This window comes from Clostridioides sp. ZZV15-6388, from assembly GCF_020657755.1.
Taxonomy (GTDB): Bacteria; Bacillota; Clostridia; order Peptostreptococcales; family Peptostreptococcaceae; genus Clostridioides.
The window spans coordinates 42,008-58,457 of the sequence record NZ_JAGWCU010000007.1; the positions used below are offsets into that span (position 1 = coordinate 42,008).

Consider the following 16,450-nt stretch of genomic DNA (forward strand, 5'->3'; position numbering starts at 1 on the left):
CTTTACTGAAACTTATAAAACTTCAAGTTTTTTTTAAATAGGATATAACTTATTACTTCTAAAAACTATATTAATATATCCTCTTTTTTATATTATTTTTTAGCTTTATCAGTTGATAATTCACCTACAGTTGTATACTTAACATCCCCATCTTTAGGATTTCCCACTTGTACTGGTAGATTAGGTTGTGTTTGCCATTGCCACCATCCACCATCAAATAAAGTGATGTTTTTCCATCCATTTTCATAGCACATTAACCAAGGAATAGTTGCTCTCCATCCAGTTCCACAATAAAATGCTGTATTTGTATCTTTTGTTACATCAATATCTTTAAAATAACCTAATACTTTATCAAAATCTACATAACTTCCATCTTCATTCATATAATCTTGCATACTGCTTGCATCAGTACCTGCACGTCCCCATACAGCACCCTTTGGCTCTCCAGCTTTATCAATATAATTGTATCCACTCGTTTTTCCAGAGAACTCTTCTAAGCTTCTTATACTTACTAATCTAAAGTTAGGGTCATTTTTTAATTTATTTTCTACATCTTTTATGTCCATTACATATTCTGGATGTTCTGGAACTTTTACACCAAACTCTTTTTGAGGTTTTGGCTCTACTGCTCCTTTTTCTACATCATATTTTGCATTTTTCCATGCTTCAATACTTCCATCCATAACTTTAACATTTTTAACACCAGCCCAAAGACAAATGAATGCTATTCTATCTACTCCTGAATCAGAACCATATAGTATAACAGTTGTATCTGATGTAATTCCATTGCTAAGTAATACTTTTTCAACTACATCTGCTGGTTTGATATTGTAGTTATCAAAGTCTTTTACTCCTTCATCATTATCATATTCTAAAGAGTCTGTATCAATATGAATAGCTCCTGGTATATGCTGTTTCAGGTAGCCCTCATTTTGTTCAGTTGCTCCCCATGAGCCTTCTGCTATAACATAATTTTTAGACTCTGGTTGATTTCCATCAATAACACTTTTTACCCACTTAGGTGATACAAATACTTTTGTTGTATCAACTGGGTCAGCTGTAACCTTTTCTGCATTAGCATCTTTATTACTTGCTTCATTTGAATTGTTGTTTGAACACCCAACTAATAATGTCACAATCATAGCTATACATAATAGTAAACTTAATAACCTTTTTTTCACGTTTTTCCCTCCATCTTATCTAGTTTTCACCTAAAAAGTATATCATATAGCTTTTTTCTATTCAATAATTCTACAGCTTATACATAATATTGGATATACAAATTTTCTATACTTCATCTTATCCTTTATACAAAATTTCTATACAACATTCTATTTATGTCTTACTATTAAATTCTATTGATTTATATTATAATATTTGAGTAGTAAACATTATAATATAAATCAACATAATATTTTTAGTTTGTCTATAATTTAATATAATAAGGAGAAATACTAATGAAGAAAATACTCTATAGTATTACAATACTATTTCAAATTGCTTTTCTAATAGGATGTAAGGTCTTTGAAAAATATGCAAATACAAGAATGGGAATGCACAGGTGGGTCACATACACTAACAGAAACTTTGAAAGAGATTATCCTATTGAATCACTTAAAATAGCTCTAGTAGGTATTCTTATCGTTTTTACTATAATTGCAATTATATTGCTAATTCAAAACACCATTTTAAAAAAGAACTATAATTTATTTGGTAAATTAATGGGGCTTTTGACAATAATAATCAACACTCTTTTATTAAAGTTTATATTAACAAATACACAATATACTAATAGTTCCTACTTTTTTTTAATAATGATGCTTAGTGTGGTATCTATTTTGCAAATCATCAAGTTGATTGTGTATACTAGAATGATTAAAAATTAGATATATCAAAGCTATATATATCTAAACTAGATATTAAAAGCTATATATTAGAAACTAAATATTAAAAACTAGATATTAAAAAATTTATTTTATAAATATCTAACTCCATTCATAAAATAAAAGCTGGACTAATAATATAAAATCATTAGTCCAGCTTTTATTTTACGTACTTTTTTATGTTGACGTGCTTTTATTAAAAACTAAATTTAATTTTTAAATGTAACCAAAATGCACTAATTAAATAATGGCCAGTTATTCAACAATATCACTACTTCTTAACTATAAGTAGTGCCAATGCATTTATAAAAAATAATACTGCTGTTATTTTTGTAACTCTAGCAAGAAATGCTTGTTTTCCTTTTGGTTTAAAGTAAGCTTGACTTCCTTCTCCACCAAACTCTGAAGGTAAAGCATTCTTAGAATCTTGAGGCATTATGCTAATTACTAGTAAAATCCCTAGTACTACTTGCACACCCATTAAAATGTTGCTCATTCTTGCCCCTCCTATCTTTTTATTACTTAAATTTCATTACTCTTTAGTGTATCATAATAATATAGTCATTTCAAGACCATTTCGTCATAAATCACGAACAAAACTTATATCAAACTGCTAGAAGATTTTACTGTATTTTTACATAGGAAAATTAATAAATTTTAGAAAGAAAAATATTTAAATCAAAATATATCTATAGTTTTGAATTATAGCAATTATTTCAAAGCTTTTATTTATTTTCTTCATAATAACTTAAATACAAAAAGGGACAAGTGCTTTGAAAAATCAATTAACACTAATCCCTTTTATTTCTTATAAGATAAACTTAAAATCTTTTATACTATCTTTTTAATCTTTAAAAATTATTTTTTTAAGTTATAGAAAGATTTTAATCCACAGTATCTAGCTTGTTCTCCAACCATTTCTTCTATTCTTAATAATTGGTTGTATTTAGCAACTCTATCAGTTCTTGATGGAGCACCAGTTTTTATTTGTCCAGCATTTACTGCAACAGCTAAATCTGCTATAGTAGAATCTTCAGTTTCTCCTGATCTATGAGATATAACAGCAGTGTATCCTGCTCTCTTAGCCATTTCTATTGCATCTAGAGTTTCAGTTATTGTACCTATTTGGTTAACTTTAACTAATATAGAGTTAGCTACTCCATTTTCAATTCCTTTTTCTAATCTTTCTGTATTAGTAACAAATAAGTCATCTCCAACTAATTGTAATTTGTTTCCTAATTTTTCAGTTAATAATTTCCATCCATCCCAATCTTCTTCATCTAAACCATCTTCTATAGTTATTATTGGGAAGTTGTTTGACCAGTCTTCATATAAAGCAACCATTTCAGCAGCAGTTAATTCTTTTCCTTCTCCAGCTAAAACGTATTTTTTAGTTTCTTTGTTGTACATTTCTGTAGCAGCAACGTCAAGTCCTAACATAACATCTTCACCTGGCTTATATCCAGCTTTTGTTATAGCTTCAACTATTAATTCTAAAGCTTCTCTGTTTGAACCTAAGTTTGGAGCGAATCCACCTTCGTCACCTACACCACAAGCTAATCCTTTTTCTCCTAAAACTTTCTTTAATGAATGGAATACTTCTGCTCCCATTCTTAAACCTTCTTTAAAGCAACAAGCTCCTACTGGTAATATCATGAACTCTTGAACATCAACGTTATTATCAGCATGTTCTCCACCATTTAATATGTTCATCATTGGAACAGGTAATTGCTTAGCATTTACTCCACCTAAGTATTGGAATAATGGTAAACCTATTTCATCAGCAGCTGCTCTAGCTACTGCCATTGAAACACCTAATATAGCATTAGCTCCTAATTTACCTTTGTTTGGAGTTCCATCTAATTCTATCATCATTGCATCTATAGCTGGTTGGTCAAATGCATCCATTCCTTCGATTTCTGGTGCTATTATTTCATTTACGTTAGCAACAGCTGTTTCTACACCTTTTCCTAAGTATCTTCCTTTGTCTCCATCTCTTAATTCAACAGCTTCAAAAGCTCCTGTAGATGCACCTGATGGAACTATTGCTCTTCCCATTGCTCCATCTTCTAATACTACTTCAACTTCTACAGTTGGATTTCCTCTTGAGTCTAATACTTCTCTAGCATATACTAATTCAATAACTGACATTTGTATATCTCCCTTCGATTTTTCTATTAGTTAAATTTTCATTTACTGTAAACATCCGTCTACTAGTTTTAATCTACTTATTATATTATAGTACAGAAAGTTATTTTTGAAAATTAGATACAAATTTATTTGATGGGTAAATTTGTAAAAGTTTCTATTTTTATTTTATTTTTTATAATTTTTAACTTATCTGTTATTCAAAATCAATCTTCAATACATAAATATATAGATAGATTTAAAACATAAAACACAAAATGTACAACTAATGATTCTAATAATTTTTGATTTTATAATATATATTAATTATTATTTTTTACATCATTTTATTTAAACTTTATAAAATGCACTTAAACTGAAATACTTTTTAAGTTTATTTTATTGTAAGTTACTATCTTACTTACTTAAATTTAACTATTTTGAAATAAGTGAATGACCAGTCATTTCTTCTGGTTTTTCTAACTTCATCATATCTAAAACAGTTGGCGCTATATCAGATAATCTTCCTGAATCTAATAATTTTGCACCTTCAAATTCTTGTCCAACAACCACAAATGGCACTGGATTAATAGAGTGGGCTGTTACAGTCTTTCCTGTTTGTGGGTCTAACATGTATTCAGCATTTCCGTGGTCAGCAGTTATTATTGCACTTCCACCTAGCTCTATTATTTTATCTACTAATTTTCCTACACAAGTATCTACAGTCTCAACAGCCTTTATAGCTGCTTCAATACTTCCTGTATGTCCTACCATGTCAGGGTTTGCAAAGTTTAAAACTATAAAGTCAAACTTATCTTCTCCTAGTTTTTCTAAAGCTTTGTCTGTTAATTCATATGCAGACATCTCTGGTTGTAAGTCGTAAGTTGCAACTTTTGGAGAAGGTATTAATAATCTCTCTTCACCTTTGTTTGGCTCTTCTACTCCACCATTAAAGAAGAAAGTAACATGTGCATATTTTTCAGTTTCAGCAGCTCTTAATTGAGTTTTTCCATTCTTAGCTAAATACTCACCTAGAGTGTTAGTTAAAGATTGTGGACCAAATGCTATATGCACTTCTTTTATAGTTATATCGTACTCTGTTAAACATACAAAGAAGTTTTTAATTTCTTCTCTTTTAAATCCATCAAACTCTTCACTTACTAAAGCTCTTGTTATTTGTCTTGCTCTATCTGGTCTGAAATTGAAGAATATAATTGAATCATTTTCTTTTATACTTCCAACTGCTTTATCATCTTTAACAATAACTGTTGGCATTATAAATTCATCATTTTTTCCATTATCATAAGAGTTTTGAATAGCTTCTTCAATAGAAGTTGCTTTTTCACCAATACCTCTAACCATAGCATTGTATGCAAGCTCTACTCTTTCCCATCTCTTATCTCTATCCATTGCATAGTATCTACCAGAAACTGTAGCAAATTCCCCTACTCCAATTTCATTCATACTAGATTGTACTTCCTTAGCATATTCCAATGCACTTTGAGGGTCAGTATCTCTACCATCAGTAAATGCATGAACATACACTTTTTCTACACCTTTATCTTTTGCCATTTTGATTATGGCTTTAAGATGGTCTATATGTGAATGTACTCCACCATCAGACAAAAGACCCATTACATGAAGAGAATGTTCTTTTGCATTGTCCATAGCTTCACATAAAACTTCATTATTAAAAAAGTCACCATCTTTTATAGATTTTGTTATTCTAGTTAAATCTTGATATACAATTCTACCTGCACCTATATTAGTATGACCAACTTCTGAATTTCCCATTTGACCATCAGGTAGACCAACATCAAGACCACTAGCATTTATTAATGTATTTGGATATTTTTTCATTATTCTGTCTAAATTAGGAATTTTGGATTCAGCAATTGCATTTCCCTTAACTTCCTTATTATATCCAAACCCGTCCATAATAATTAAAGCAACTGGTTTTTTCATCATTTCACTCCTTAGAAATTAACGCCTTAGAAATTAACAAGGTCTAAATAGTCATTAGCAGCTAAACTAGCTCCACCTACTAAAGCTCCATCTATATCACTTTGACCCATTATTTCAGCTACATTTGAAGGTTTAACACTTCCACCATATTGTATTCTAACTTCATTAGCTAATTCTCCATATAATCCTTTTATAACTTCTCTTATATAAGATATAACATCATTAGCATCTTCAGCAGTTGCAGTTTTACCAGTTCCAATAGCCCAGATTGGTTCATATGCAACAACTACTTTTGCTAAATCATCTTTAAGAACATTCTCTAAAGCTTTTTCAACTTGAACTTTACAAACATCTTTAGTTTTTCCAGCTTCTCTTTGTTCTAAAGTTTCACCAACACATAATATTGGGTCTATTTCTACTTCTAAAGCTTTTAAAACTTTTTTGTTTACAGTTTCATCAGTTTCATTGAAGTATTGTCTTCTTTCTGAATGTCCTATTATAACATAGTCCATATCTATTTCTTTTAACATAAGAGGTGAAACTTCTCCTGTAAATGCTCCTTTTTCTTCAAAGTGCATATTTTGAGCACCTATCTTTATATTTGTACCCTTAGTAGCTTCTTTTAAATCCTTCAATAAAGTAAATGGTGCACATATAACAGCTTCTGCTTTACCAGCATTAACTTTCCCTTTAACTTCATTTACAAACTCTAAAGCTTCTTTTATTGTTTTATGCATTTTCCAGTTTCCTGCAATTATAGGTTTTCTCATTTTACAATCTCCTCTATATAGTAGTTTATTTATTATCTAATGCTGCAATACCTGGTAATTCTTTACCTTCTAAAAATTCTAGTGATGCTCCTCCACCTGTTGATACGTGAGTCATCTTATCACCAAATCCTAATTGATTAACTGCTGCTGCACTATCTCCACCACCAATTACAGTAGTTGCATCAGTTAATTCTGCCATAGCTTTAGCTACTGATAGTGTTCCATTTGCAAAGTTTTCAAATTCAAATACTCCCATTGGTCCGTTCCATACTACAGTTTTTGATTCTTTTATAGTTTTTACAAAGTTTGCTATAGTCTTAGGTCCCATATCTAGTCCCATATAATCTTCTTTTACATTAGCATCTTCTGTTACTATTGGAGTTGCATCTGGTGCAAAGTGGTCTGCCATAACAACATCTACTGGTAATAATAAATTAACGCCTTTTGCCTTAGCTTTTTCCATCATTTCTTTTGCATATTCTACTTTATCTATTTCAAGTAAAGATGTACCTACTTCATAACCTTGAGCTTTTAAGAATGTATAAGCCATGCCTCCACCTATTATTAGATTATCAACTTTTTCTAATAGTTCATTTATAACAGCTAATTTATCAGAAACTTTAGCCCCTCCAAGTATAGCTGTAAATGGTCTTACAGGATTTGCAACAGCTTCTCCTAAGAATTTTAATTCTTTTTGAATTAAGTATCCACAAACTCTCTCTTGTAAAAATTCTCCTGCTCCAACTGTTGAACAATGTGCTCTATGAGCAGTTCCAAATGCATCATTTACAAATATTTCAGCAAGTGAAGCTAATTCTTTAGAGTAGTTTTCTTCGTTTTTAGTTTCTTCTTTTCTATATCTAGTATTTTCTAATAATACTACATCTCCGTTTTCCATTTTTTCAGTAGCTTTTTTTGCATTTTCTCCTACAACATTATCATCTGCTGCAAATACAACTTCTTTACCTAACATTTCAGATAATCTCTTTGCAACTGGTGCTAAAGATAATTCTGGTTTAGCTTCTCCTTTTGGTTTTCCTAAATGAGAACATAATATAACTTTTGCTCCTTTAGAAATTAAATATTGAATTGTTGGTAAAGCTCCGTTTAATCTATTTTCATCAGTAATTACACCATCTTGTAATGGTACATTAAAGTCACATCTCACTAATACTTTTTTCCCGCACACATCGATATCTTCTATAGTTTTTTTGTTTAGCATTGACATAAATATCTCTCCTTTTAATAAAGTAATTTTTTATTGCCAAGTATAATATAGTACATACTTTTACCCTATTAAATATATCATATTATCATATTTTTATATATAGTATGTAACATTATTTAGGTGTATTTTATATATTTTTTCTTAAAAAAAGTCCAGAGTCCGTAGTGTTAAACTACAAACTCGGACTTTGTCAATCTACTTTTCTATTTTCTAAAAGCTGACTATTTTGCTAATTGTGCAAAGTATCCTAAAGTTCTTATTAATTGAGAAGTATAAGACATTTCATTGTCATACCAAGAAACAACTTTAACTAATTGTTTTCCATCTACTTCCATAACTTTTGTTTGAGTAGCGTCAAATAATGAACCGTAGCTTATTCCGATTATATCAGAAGATACTAACATTTCTTCAGTGTATCCGAAAGATTCGTTTGAAGCTTCTTTCATAGCTGCATTTATTTCTTCAACTGTAACATTTTTTCCTAATGTACAAACTAATTCAGTTATTGAACCAGTTACAACTGGTACTCTTTGTGCTGCTCCATCTAATTTTCCTTTTAATGCAGGTATTACTAGACCGATTGCTTTTGCAGCTCCTGTAGTGTTTGGAACTATGTTTCCAGCAGCAGCTCTAGCTCTTCTTAAATCACCTTTTGGATGAGGACCATCTAAAGTATTTTGGTCATTAGTGTATGCATGTATAGTAGTCATTAATCCTTTTTCTATACCATATTTATCATTTAATACTTTAGCCATTGGAGCTAAACAGTTAGTTGTACAAGAAGCTCCTGATATAACTGTTTCAGAACCATCTAATATGTCACTGTTTGTGTTGAATACTATTGTTTTTAAATCTCCAGTTGCTGGTGCAGATATAACAACTTTTTTAGCTCCTGCTTGTATATGAGCTTCTGCTTTATCTTTAGAAGTAAAGAATCCTGTACATTCTAATACTATATCTACTCCTAATTCAGCCCATGGTAGGTCAGCAGGATTTCTTTCTGCTGTTACTTTTATTTCTTTTCCGTTTACTATAAAAGCACCTTCTTTAACTTCTATTTCACCGTTAAATCTTCCTTGAGCTGTATCATATTTAAATAAATGAGCTAACATTTTAGCATCTGTTAAGTCGTTTATTGCAACAACTTCAAACTTATCTTGTTGCTCCATCATTTTTCTTAATGCTAATCTTCCTATTCTTCCAAATCCATTTATAGCTACTTTAACCATTTTCGCTACCTCCTATAAAGTAAATGTATGTTGTCTAGCTCTGTGCTAGTTCTTGACTTTTATAATAATGACAATATCTTATAAGCACTTTCTTCATCTGTTACAAGAACCATGTTTTTATGCATATTTGATATGGCTAATAAGGCTTCTGCTTTTTCTGTTCCTGCAAAGATTGCAATAGTTTCCTTTACTTCTTTAACTGTCTCTAAATCAATTCCAACAGTATTTAATTTGTAAACTATTTCTCCATCTTTGTTGAAATAATATCCAAATGCTTCTCCAACTGCATTTTTAGATAATATCTCATTAACTTTATCTTCTGGAAGTTTTCTTCTCTTTGCCATGACATCTGCTCTACCTATGCTGAAAACTAAAATGTCTGTTCTTTTAATATACTCCAAAGTTGTCTTAATCTCTGGCACTTGGCTAAGAGTTTTCATTGCACTCTCGTCCAGCTCATCTGGTATATGTAAAAGTTTGCAATTAGAGTGTAATTTCTTACTTACTGAAGCAACTATACTATTAGACTGCATCTCTACATCAGTTCCCATGCTTCCTCTAGCTGGCACTATTGTAGAATTTGGATACCTTTTATCAGTTTTAATAACGTTTGAAAACTCCAACATAGTGCTTCCCCCTGTTATTGAAACGATATCTCCATCTTTTAAAATACTTAAGAAATGCTCACATCCATATCTAGTTACATCTTTTAGTAAGCTTCCATTTTCATCACAGCTTCCAGGAACTAGTATTACCTTTTTTATTCCAAGCTTTTCTCTGACCCTATCTTGTAAATTAGACAATCCCATGATGTCACTCATGATGTCTTTAAGTTTATCTAACAAATCAGAACCTTCTTTAGTGATAGTCATTCCAGATACAGCAACATCTATAAGTCCTTGTTCTTTTAAAAACTCTGTTTCTGACCTGATTATTCTTTCACTAATTTCTAATACATTTGATAAAGTTCTTCTACCTATTGGTTCACTTAAAGATATTTGTCTTAAAATAGAGTATCTTCTTTCCATAAGTTCAATTGCCTGTGGAATTAGTTTCTTTTGAATTTCTAATAAGTTCTTCATAACATACTCCTTATTGCTTTCCTTTAGGGACTTTTTTTGTCCCTAGTGTTTATTTCAGTCCCACAAGATAATTTTATTTTATAGGATTTGCGTATAGATTTCAATAGTTTTTCAAAAACTTTTTTATTTTTTTGTTTTATAGCAATTTCTCCACCATTTTCAAAGTACAGTATTTTTTCTTTTTTATATAATATTTTTATGGTTTTTATTCTAATATTTTTGACTCAATCTTATATGTTCTACTCTGCTAGATTCTATATGTCTTTGTTTTTATACTTTATGTTTTTATTTTTATACTCTCAAAATTAACAATAACAGTTTATTTATCTTTGTATTTTTTAACTCTAGTTATCGTTATAATTCCTGATTTTTTCCTAATATTTAATTTTCTTTCCAATACTTAAATTCATTTATATAATGCTCATTTGTCTTGTAATTAACCTTTTCCCCTTATTTTACTAATATTCTTTTCTCTTTTTACTAATATTCTTTTCTCTTACTTGAAGACAAAATTCCTAATTCTTCACGATACTTGGCAACTGTTCTTCTTGCAACATTGATTCCTTTTTCTTTTAATAGCTTAGATATATGGTCATCACTTAAAGGTTTCTTTTTATTTTCGTCTTTTATTGTTTCCTTTATAATTTTTTTTATGCTTGTACTAGATGCCATTTCATGGTTTTCTGTTTCAATAGCACTACTGAAAAAGTATCTAAATTCATATACTCCAAAAGGTGTCAGCATATATTTCCCATTTACACCTCTACTTATAGTAGATTCATGAAAATCTAATTTTTCTGCTATGTCTTTCATTTTTAAGGGCTTTATATATTTTGTTCCTTTTCGCAAAAATTCATCTTGTGCTTTTACTATTTCTTCTGCAATTCTAAGTACTGTAGTCTTTCTACTTTCTATATTTTTCATAAGCCCTGTTGCTGAATTTAGTCTTTCTTTTATAAATTCTTTTGCACTTTCATCAGACTGTGAATTTTTTAGTATGTCTTTATAATAACTGTTTATTTTTATTTGATAGGAGTCTTTTTCATTTAAATATACAATAAATTCATCATCAATTTTTTCAACTGTTACATCTGGTTGGATATATACACTTTTTTCTACTGAACATGTTCTTCCTGGCTTAGGGTCTAATGTCTTAATTATATTTATTAGTTCAACGCATTTTTGTAGTGACATATTGTATTTTTTGCTTATCTCTTTATATTTATTATTTGCAATTAAATTTAAGTCTTTTGTAACGATTTCCTCTAAAATTTCATTATATATTCCTAAGCTTGCCATTTGAATCATCAGACATTCCGAAAGACTTCTTGCACCTACTCCACTAGGTTCCAATTGCTGAACACTAATCAAGCATTTTTCAAAAAATTCTTCATCTATCTTTAAAGTATCAACAATTACTTTTTCCTCAGTTCTCAAATATCCGTCCTCATCTAAACTATCAATTATATATTCACAGACTTCCATTTGTTTATCTGTTAGCTTATATAGGCTTATCTGAAACTTCAAATCCTCATATAAATTTGACGAATATTTAACTAAATTTTCTAGATTAACTTCATTGTCGGGATTATAACTTATTTCTGTTCTATCTAAACGTCTTGATTTTTCCATATCTTTTATATATTCTTCCCAATTTATCTCCCCACTTTTCTCAACTTCGACTAATGGGTTATTCTCTGCTTCCCTTTTAATCTCTTCTTCTAACTCTAACTTACTCATATTTAATATTGATAATGATTGCTTAAGTTGTGTAGTCATTATTAGCTTCTGAGACTGAGTTAACTCTAGACTATTATTAAAATTCATTTTGCTCACCTCTCAATTTTATTAAACTTATTTTATAAAAGAAAAACCCTCCTGTATATGTATATTCTATCATTTAAAATATACCTTATGCAAAAGGGTTTTTTTTATTTACAATTTAATTGATTTTTTTTATTTAATATTTATTTTTTTGTTATTTTTTTTTACTATATGGCGTATTTTGAAGTGGTAGTTCAGTTCTAAACTCTTTATCAAATACATAATAAGCATTTTGCACTGCTGGTGCAGTAGGAACTGTACAAATCTCTCCTACACCTTTTGCTCCATACGCCAATAAATCTTTGTTTTTTTCAACTATTACAGCTTGTATTTCTGGTATATCTGTAGATTTAAATAAGCCTAATGTACCAAATTTAGCTGTAGGTACAGAGTTAACTACTGGGTAATCCTCTGTTAAGGCATATCCAAGACCCATAACAACTCCACCTTCTATTTGCCCTTCTAAACTGATTGGGTTTATAGCTCTTCCTACGTCATGTGCTGCTACTACTTTTTCTAATTTTCCATTTTCATCTAGCATTACAACTTGTGTTGCATATCCATAAGCTACATGGCTTACTGGATTTTCTTTATCAGAACCCATTTTGTCTGTAACACTTGCATATTCTCCGTAAAATTCTTCTCCCTCTAAATCAGACAATACTTTACCAGTTGCTAAAGCTTCTTTTAACTTAATTGATGCAACCTTAGTAGCTTCCCCTGTAAACACGGTCTGTCTTGAAGCTGTAGTATTACCAGAGTCTGGTGTCAAGTGAGTATCTGGAACTTCATGTACTATGTTTTCAGGTAGTAAATTAGCAGTTTCACAAACCACTTGAGTCATAACAGTACCAAGACCTTGACCTATACAAGAAGCACTTGTTCTTATATGAACTTTGCCATCTTTTATTACCAATCTACATCTTCCCACATCAGGTATACCTACCCCTACACCACTATTTTTCATTGCACAAGCTATACCTGCACGTGGGTGTTTTTCATACTCTTCTTTTACAGCTTCTAATGTTTCTGCCATTGCTGTTCCTTCATCTGCAAATTGACCATTTGGTAAAACTTGACCAGGTCTTATTGCATTTTTATATCTTATTTCCCAAGGTGATATTCCAGCCATTTCAGCAAGTAAATTTAGATTACATTCTGTAGCAAAACAACTTTGTGTAACTCCAAAACCTCTAAATGCTCCCCCAGGAGGATTATTAGTATATACTGCTGTTCCAGTTATATCAATATCCTGATAATTGTATGGTCCTGCTGCATGAGTACATAATCTTTGTAATACTGGCCCTCCAAGAGATGCATAAGCACCTGTATCAGATATTATAGTTGCTTTCATACCTGTTAGATATCCATTTTCATCACATGCTGTTGTAAATTCCATTTCTGTAGCGTGTCTTTTTGGATGAACAATAATACTTTCTTTTCTTGTAAGCTGTACTTTTACAAATCTCTTTGTGTGGTATGCAAGTAAGGCTGCATGGTGTTGAACACTCATATCTTCTTTTCCACCAAATCCGCCTCCTACCATCTTATTTATCACTCTTACTTTTTCATGTGGTAATCCTAACATATCTGCACATTCATGTTGAGTAGCAAATACTCCTTGGTCTGTTGAGTAAATTATTACTCCATCTTCTTCATAAGGACCTGCTACTGCACATTCAGGTTCTAAAAATGCATGTTCTGTTGCAGGTGTAGTGTATTTTTTAGTTACAACATATTTTGAATTCCTTATTTTTTCTTCAGCATTTCCTCTTACTAAGTGTTCCTTAACAAGTACATTACCTGTTTCATGTATCTTTGGAGCATCTTCTTTAAGAGCCTCTGCTGTAGTACTTAAAGGTGTCAATTCTTCATAATCTATCTTAACTAGTTTTTTCGCTTCTTCTAATGCTTCTCTAGTTTCTGCTGCTACTAAAACTATTCCATCTCCTAAATATCTAGTTATTTCACCTTCTGGGATTAATGTATCCCAATCTTTCTTTAAGTGACCTACTTTTATAGTTCCTGGAATATCTTTAGCTGTAAGAACTGTAACAACTCCTGGATAAGCTTTTGCTTCTTCTATATCTATCTTTTTAACTAACGCTCTTGGATATTTAGCTCTAACTGCTGAACCATAAATCATACCTTCTAATCTCATATCATCTACATATTCAGAGTATCCAAGTGTTTTACCTACTGCATCAACTCTGTGAAGACTTTCACCAACTAGACCTTTGCAGTTTACTTTTGGCACATCTATATCTTCTCTAAATATCTTTGCTGCCAAACTCACAGCTTTAATTATTTTTACATAACCTGTACATCTACATATATTACCTTTTAAAGCTTTTTTTATGTCATCTTCAGTAGGATTATTATTAACGTCTATAAGTGCTTTTGAACTAATTACCATACCTGGGATGCAAAATCCACATTGAACAGCTCCTTGGCTGGCAAAAGAATATGCAAAAACATCTCTTTCTCTTTCTGATAATCCTTCTATAGTTGTTATATTTTTTCCAGCTAATTTATCAGTTTTAAATACACATGCTTTGGTTGCTTTACCATCTATTATAACCATACAAGTTCCGCAAGCACCTTCTGAACAGCCATTTTTAACTGAAGTTATATTCATATCTTCTCTAAGGAAGTCTAAAAGTTTTTTACCTTCTTTTGCAACAACTTTCTCTCCGTTTAATATAAATTCTACCATTCTCTAGCCCCCTCTGTTAGACGCCTTTTTATATATCTCCCACTTGGAGTATTACAAATTAATTCTCCCTCTCTAACAACTTCTTTTCCTCTTAAATAAACATGTTCTATTTGACAATCTACTTCATAACCTTCATAAGGCGTATAATCTACATTTTGTAATTGTTTTTTTGCTTCTATTTTAGATTTTTTATTTGGATTTAAAACTAATATATCTGCATCACTACCTATTTCTATAGTGCCTTTTTCAGGATACATTCCAAACAATTTAGCGGCATTAGTTGATGTTACCTCTACCATCTTGTTGATAGATATTTTATTTTTACAGACTCCATATGTGTATAAAAGACTCATCCTATGTTCCACACCTGGAGAACCATTAGGAATTTTACTAAAATCGTTTATTCCAAGCTCCTTTTGCCCCTTATAATTAAAAGAACAGTGGTCTGTACCTATAGTATCTATTTGATTATTTAAAATAGCATTCCATAAAATTTCATTATTTTCTTTATCTCTTAAAGGTGGTGACATTACATATTTAGCACTTTCAAATCCATCTAAATCGTATAATTCATCACTTAATAGAAGGTATTGAGGACAAGTTTCAACTATCACATCTACTCCTCTTTGCTTAGCCTTTAGAACTTCTTCCAAAGATTCTTTACAACTTAGGTGAACAACATACACCTTAGAATTTGCAACTTCTGCTATCTTCATAAGTCTTGAAGTAGCTTCTGCTTCTAATATAGCTGGTCTAGTTAATTGATGATATTTTGGAGATAAGTTATTTTCTTCTTTTGCTTTATCCACAAGTTCACATATTATATCCCCATTTTCACAATGGAATCCAATAATTCCTCCTACTTCTTCTGCTTTTCTCAAAGCTTCAAAGATAACACCATCATCAACTTGAAGGCTCCCTTTATATGCCATATACAATTTAAATGAAGACACTCCTTCTTTCACCATATCTTCCATTTCATTACAAATTGAAGCATTCCAATCTGTTATAGCCATGTGAAAACCATAGTCTGAATAAGATTTATCTCTAGCTTTTTCATGCCATTCATCTAATCCTTCTTTTAAAGAACAACCTCTCGATTGTGTAGCAAAATCTAAGATAGTAGTAGTACCTCCAGCTATTGCAGCTTTTGTTCCTGTTTCAAAGTTATCTGCTGTCTTAGTAGTTCCTGTATCTAAGTCAAAGTGAGTGTGTGTATCTATACCTCCTGGTATAACATAAGAATCACTAACATCAACTATTTCATCATTTTCTTTTGATATATCAACACCTATATCAACTATTTTCTCATTTTCTATTCTTACATCTGCACAGTAAGTTTTTTCACTTGTTACTACTTTCCCACCTTTTAAAACAATTCCCATATAGACTCCACCTTACTTATAACGTATCAATTTATTTTATCTGAAGAAATTAACTTAAAGTAATTTGACTATTGCACTTATACACAATAAATCTATATTTAGATTAAACCAATATCTAATTAAATTAATATTTAGTTAAACTAATGTTTAGTTAAATCAACGTAATAAAATTATTAACTTCATGTTGTATTATTAAAATATAATACTTGCTTATCTAATATATTTTATTATCCTAATATAT

Annotated in this window: 12 protein-coding genes; 1 reads left to right on the plus strand and 11 read right to left on the minus strand. The window is 30.6% G+C overall.

Features of this window, described 5'->3' with window-relative positions; all coding sequences use genetic code 11:
* Positions 1-92: 92 nt before the first annotated feature.
* Complete coding sequence (locus KGF48_RS06420) at positions 93-1,181, minus strand: rhodanese-like domain-containing protein (protein WP_227839639.1); 1,089 nt, start codon at positions 1,179-1,181, stop codon at positions 93-95.
* A gap of 276 nt (positions 1,182-1,457) precedes the next feature.
* Between KGF48_RS06420 and KGF48_RS06425 the strand changes: the two genes are divergently transcribed.
* Positions 1,458-1,886, plus strand: coding sequence for a hypothetical protein (locus tag KGF48_RS06425; protein ID WP_227839638.1), 429 nt, complete (start codon positions 1,458-1,460; stop codon positions 1,884-1,886).
* A 268-nt stretch (positions 1,887-2,154) separates the two neighbouring features.
* Here KGF48_RS06425 and secG read toward each other — a convergent pair whose 3' ends face one another.
* The 10 genes from secG to hydA all read right to left on the minus strand — a co-directional run bounded on the left by secG (position 2,155) and on the right by hydA (position 16,209).
* Positions 2,155-2,379 carry a preprotein translocase subunit SecG gene (secG, locus tag KGF48_RS06430; RefSeq protein WP_003421948.1) on the minus strand — a complete coding sequence of 75 codons (225 nt, stop codon included), beginning with the start codon at positions 2,377-2,379 and terminating at the stop codon, positions 2,155-2,157.
* Positions 2,380-2,741: 362 nt separating this feature from the next.
* Positions 2,742-4,034, minus strand: coding sequence for a phosphopyruvate hydratase (gene eno / locus KGF48_RS06435; RefSeq protein ID WP_227433777.1), 1,293 nt, complete (start codon positions 4,032-4,034; stop codon positions 2,742-2,744).
* Positions 4,035-4,445: 411 nt separating this feature from the next.
* Positions 4,446-5,975, minus strand: coding sequence for a 2,3-bisphosphoglycerate-independent phosphoglycerate mutase (gpmI, locus tag KGF48_RS06440; protein WP_413894787.1), 1,530 nt, complete (start codon positions 5,973-5,975; stop codon positions 4,446-4,448).
* A gap of 26 nt (positions 5,976-6,001) precedes the next feature.
* Positions 6,002-6,745, minus strand: coding sequence for a triose-phosphate isomerase (gene tpiA / locus KGF48_RS06445; RefSeq protein ID WP_227867840.1), 744 nt, complete (start codon positions 6,743-6,745; stop codon positions 6,002-6,004).
* Positions 6,746-6,770: 25 nt separating this feature from the next.
* Positions 6,771-7,973: a phosphoglycerate kinase gene (locus KGF48_RS06450; RefSeq protein WP_227839635.1), complete on the minus strand. Its 1,203-nt coding sequence runs from the start codon at positions 7,971-7,973 to the stop codon at positions 6,771-6,773.
* A gap of 221 nt (positions 7,974-8,194) precedes the next feature.
* On the minus strand, positions 8,195-9,202 hold the full coding sequence (gene gap, locus KGF48_RS06455; protein WP_227433773.1) for a type I glyceraldehyde-3-phosphate dehydrogenase: 1,008 nt from the start codon (positions 9,200-9,202) through the stop codon (positions 8,195-8,197).
* 59 nt (positions 9,203-9,261) lie between these two features.
* Entirely contained in the window at positions 9,262-10,284 is a 1,023-nt protein-coding gene (locus KGF48_RS06460) for a sugar-binding domain-containing protein (RefSeq protein ID WP_227839634.1), read from the minus strand.
* A gap of 480 nt (positions 10,285-10,764) precedes the next feature.
* A complete protein-coding gene (gene rpoN / locus KGF48_RS06465) occupies positions 10,765-12,111 on the minus strand; it encodes an RNA polymerase factor sigma-54 (protein ID WP_227867841.1) in 1,347 nt (448 codons plus the stop codon).
* A 151-nt stretch (positions 12,112-12,262) separates the two neighbouring features.
* A complete protein-coding gene (gene xdh, locus KGF48_RS06470) occupies positions 12,263-14,824 on the minus strand; it encodes a selenium-dependent xanthine dehydrogenase (protein WP_227867842.1) in 2,562 nt (853 codons plus the stop codon).
* A complete protein-coding gene (gene hydA / locus KGF48_RS06475) occupies positions 14,818-16,209 on the minus strand; it encodes a dihydropyrimidinase (protein WP_227828386.1) in 1,392 nt (463 codons plus the stop codon). The genes xdh and hydA overlap by 7 nt, the downstream gene beginning before the upstream one ends.
* Positions 16,210-16,450 lie beyond the last annotated feature (241 nt).

What these genes read in the sequence shown, in the direction of transcription:
- KGF48_RS06425 (WP_227839638.1), top strand. Translation starts at nt 1,458, where the DNA reads ATGAAGAAAATACTCTATAGTATTACAATACTATTTCAAATTGCTTTT.
- secG (WP_003421948.1), bottom strand. Translation starts at nt 2,379, where the DNA reads ATGAGCAACATTTTAATGGGTGTGCAAGTAGTACTAGGGATTTTACTA.
- eno (WP_227433777.1), bottom strand. Translation starts at nt 4,034, where the DNA reads ATGTCAGTTATTGAATTAGTATATGCTAGAGAAGTATTAGACTCAAGA.
- gpmI (WP_413894787.1), bottom strand. Translation starts at nt 5,975, where the DNA reads ATGAAAAAACCAGTTGCTTTAATTATTATGGACGGGTTTGGATATAAT.
- tpiA (WP_227867840.1), bottom strand. Translation starts at nt 6,745, where the DNA reads ATGAGAAAACCTATAATTGCAGGAAACTGGAAAATGCATAAAACAATA.
- KGF48_RS06450 (WP_227839635.1), bottom strand. Translation starts at nt 7,973, where the DNA reads ATGTCAATGCTAAACAAAAAAACTATAGAAGATATCGATGTGTGCGGG.
- gap (WP_227433773.1), bottom strand. Translation starts at nt 9,202, where the DNA reads ATGGTTAAAGTAGCTATAAATGGATTTGGAAGAATAGGAAGATTAGCA.
- KGF48_RS06460 (WP_227839634.1), bottom strand. Translation starts at nt 10,284, where the DNA reads ATGAAGAACTTATTAGAAATTCAAAAGAAACTAATTCCACAGGCAATT.
- rpoN (WP_227867841.1), bottom strand. Translation starts at nt 12,111, where the DNA reads ATGAATTTTAATAATAGTCTAGAGTTAACTCAGTCTCAGAAGCTAATA.
- xdh (WP_227867842.1), bottom strand. Translation starts at nt 14,824, where the DNA reads ATGGTAGAATTTATATTAAACGGAGAGAAAGTTGTTGCAAAAGAAGGT.
- hydA (WP_227828386.1), bottom strand. Translation starts at nt 16,209, where the DNA reads ATGGGAATTGTTTTAAAAGGTGGGAAAGTAGTAACAAGTGAAAAAACT.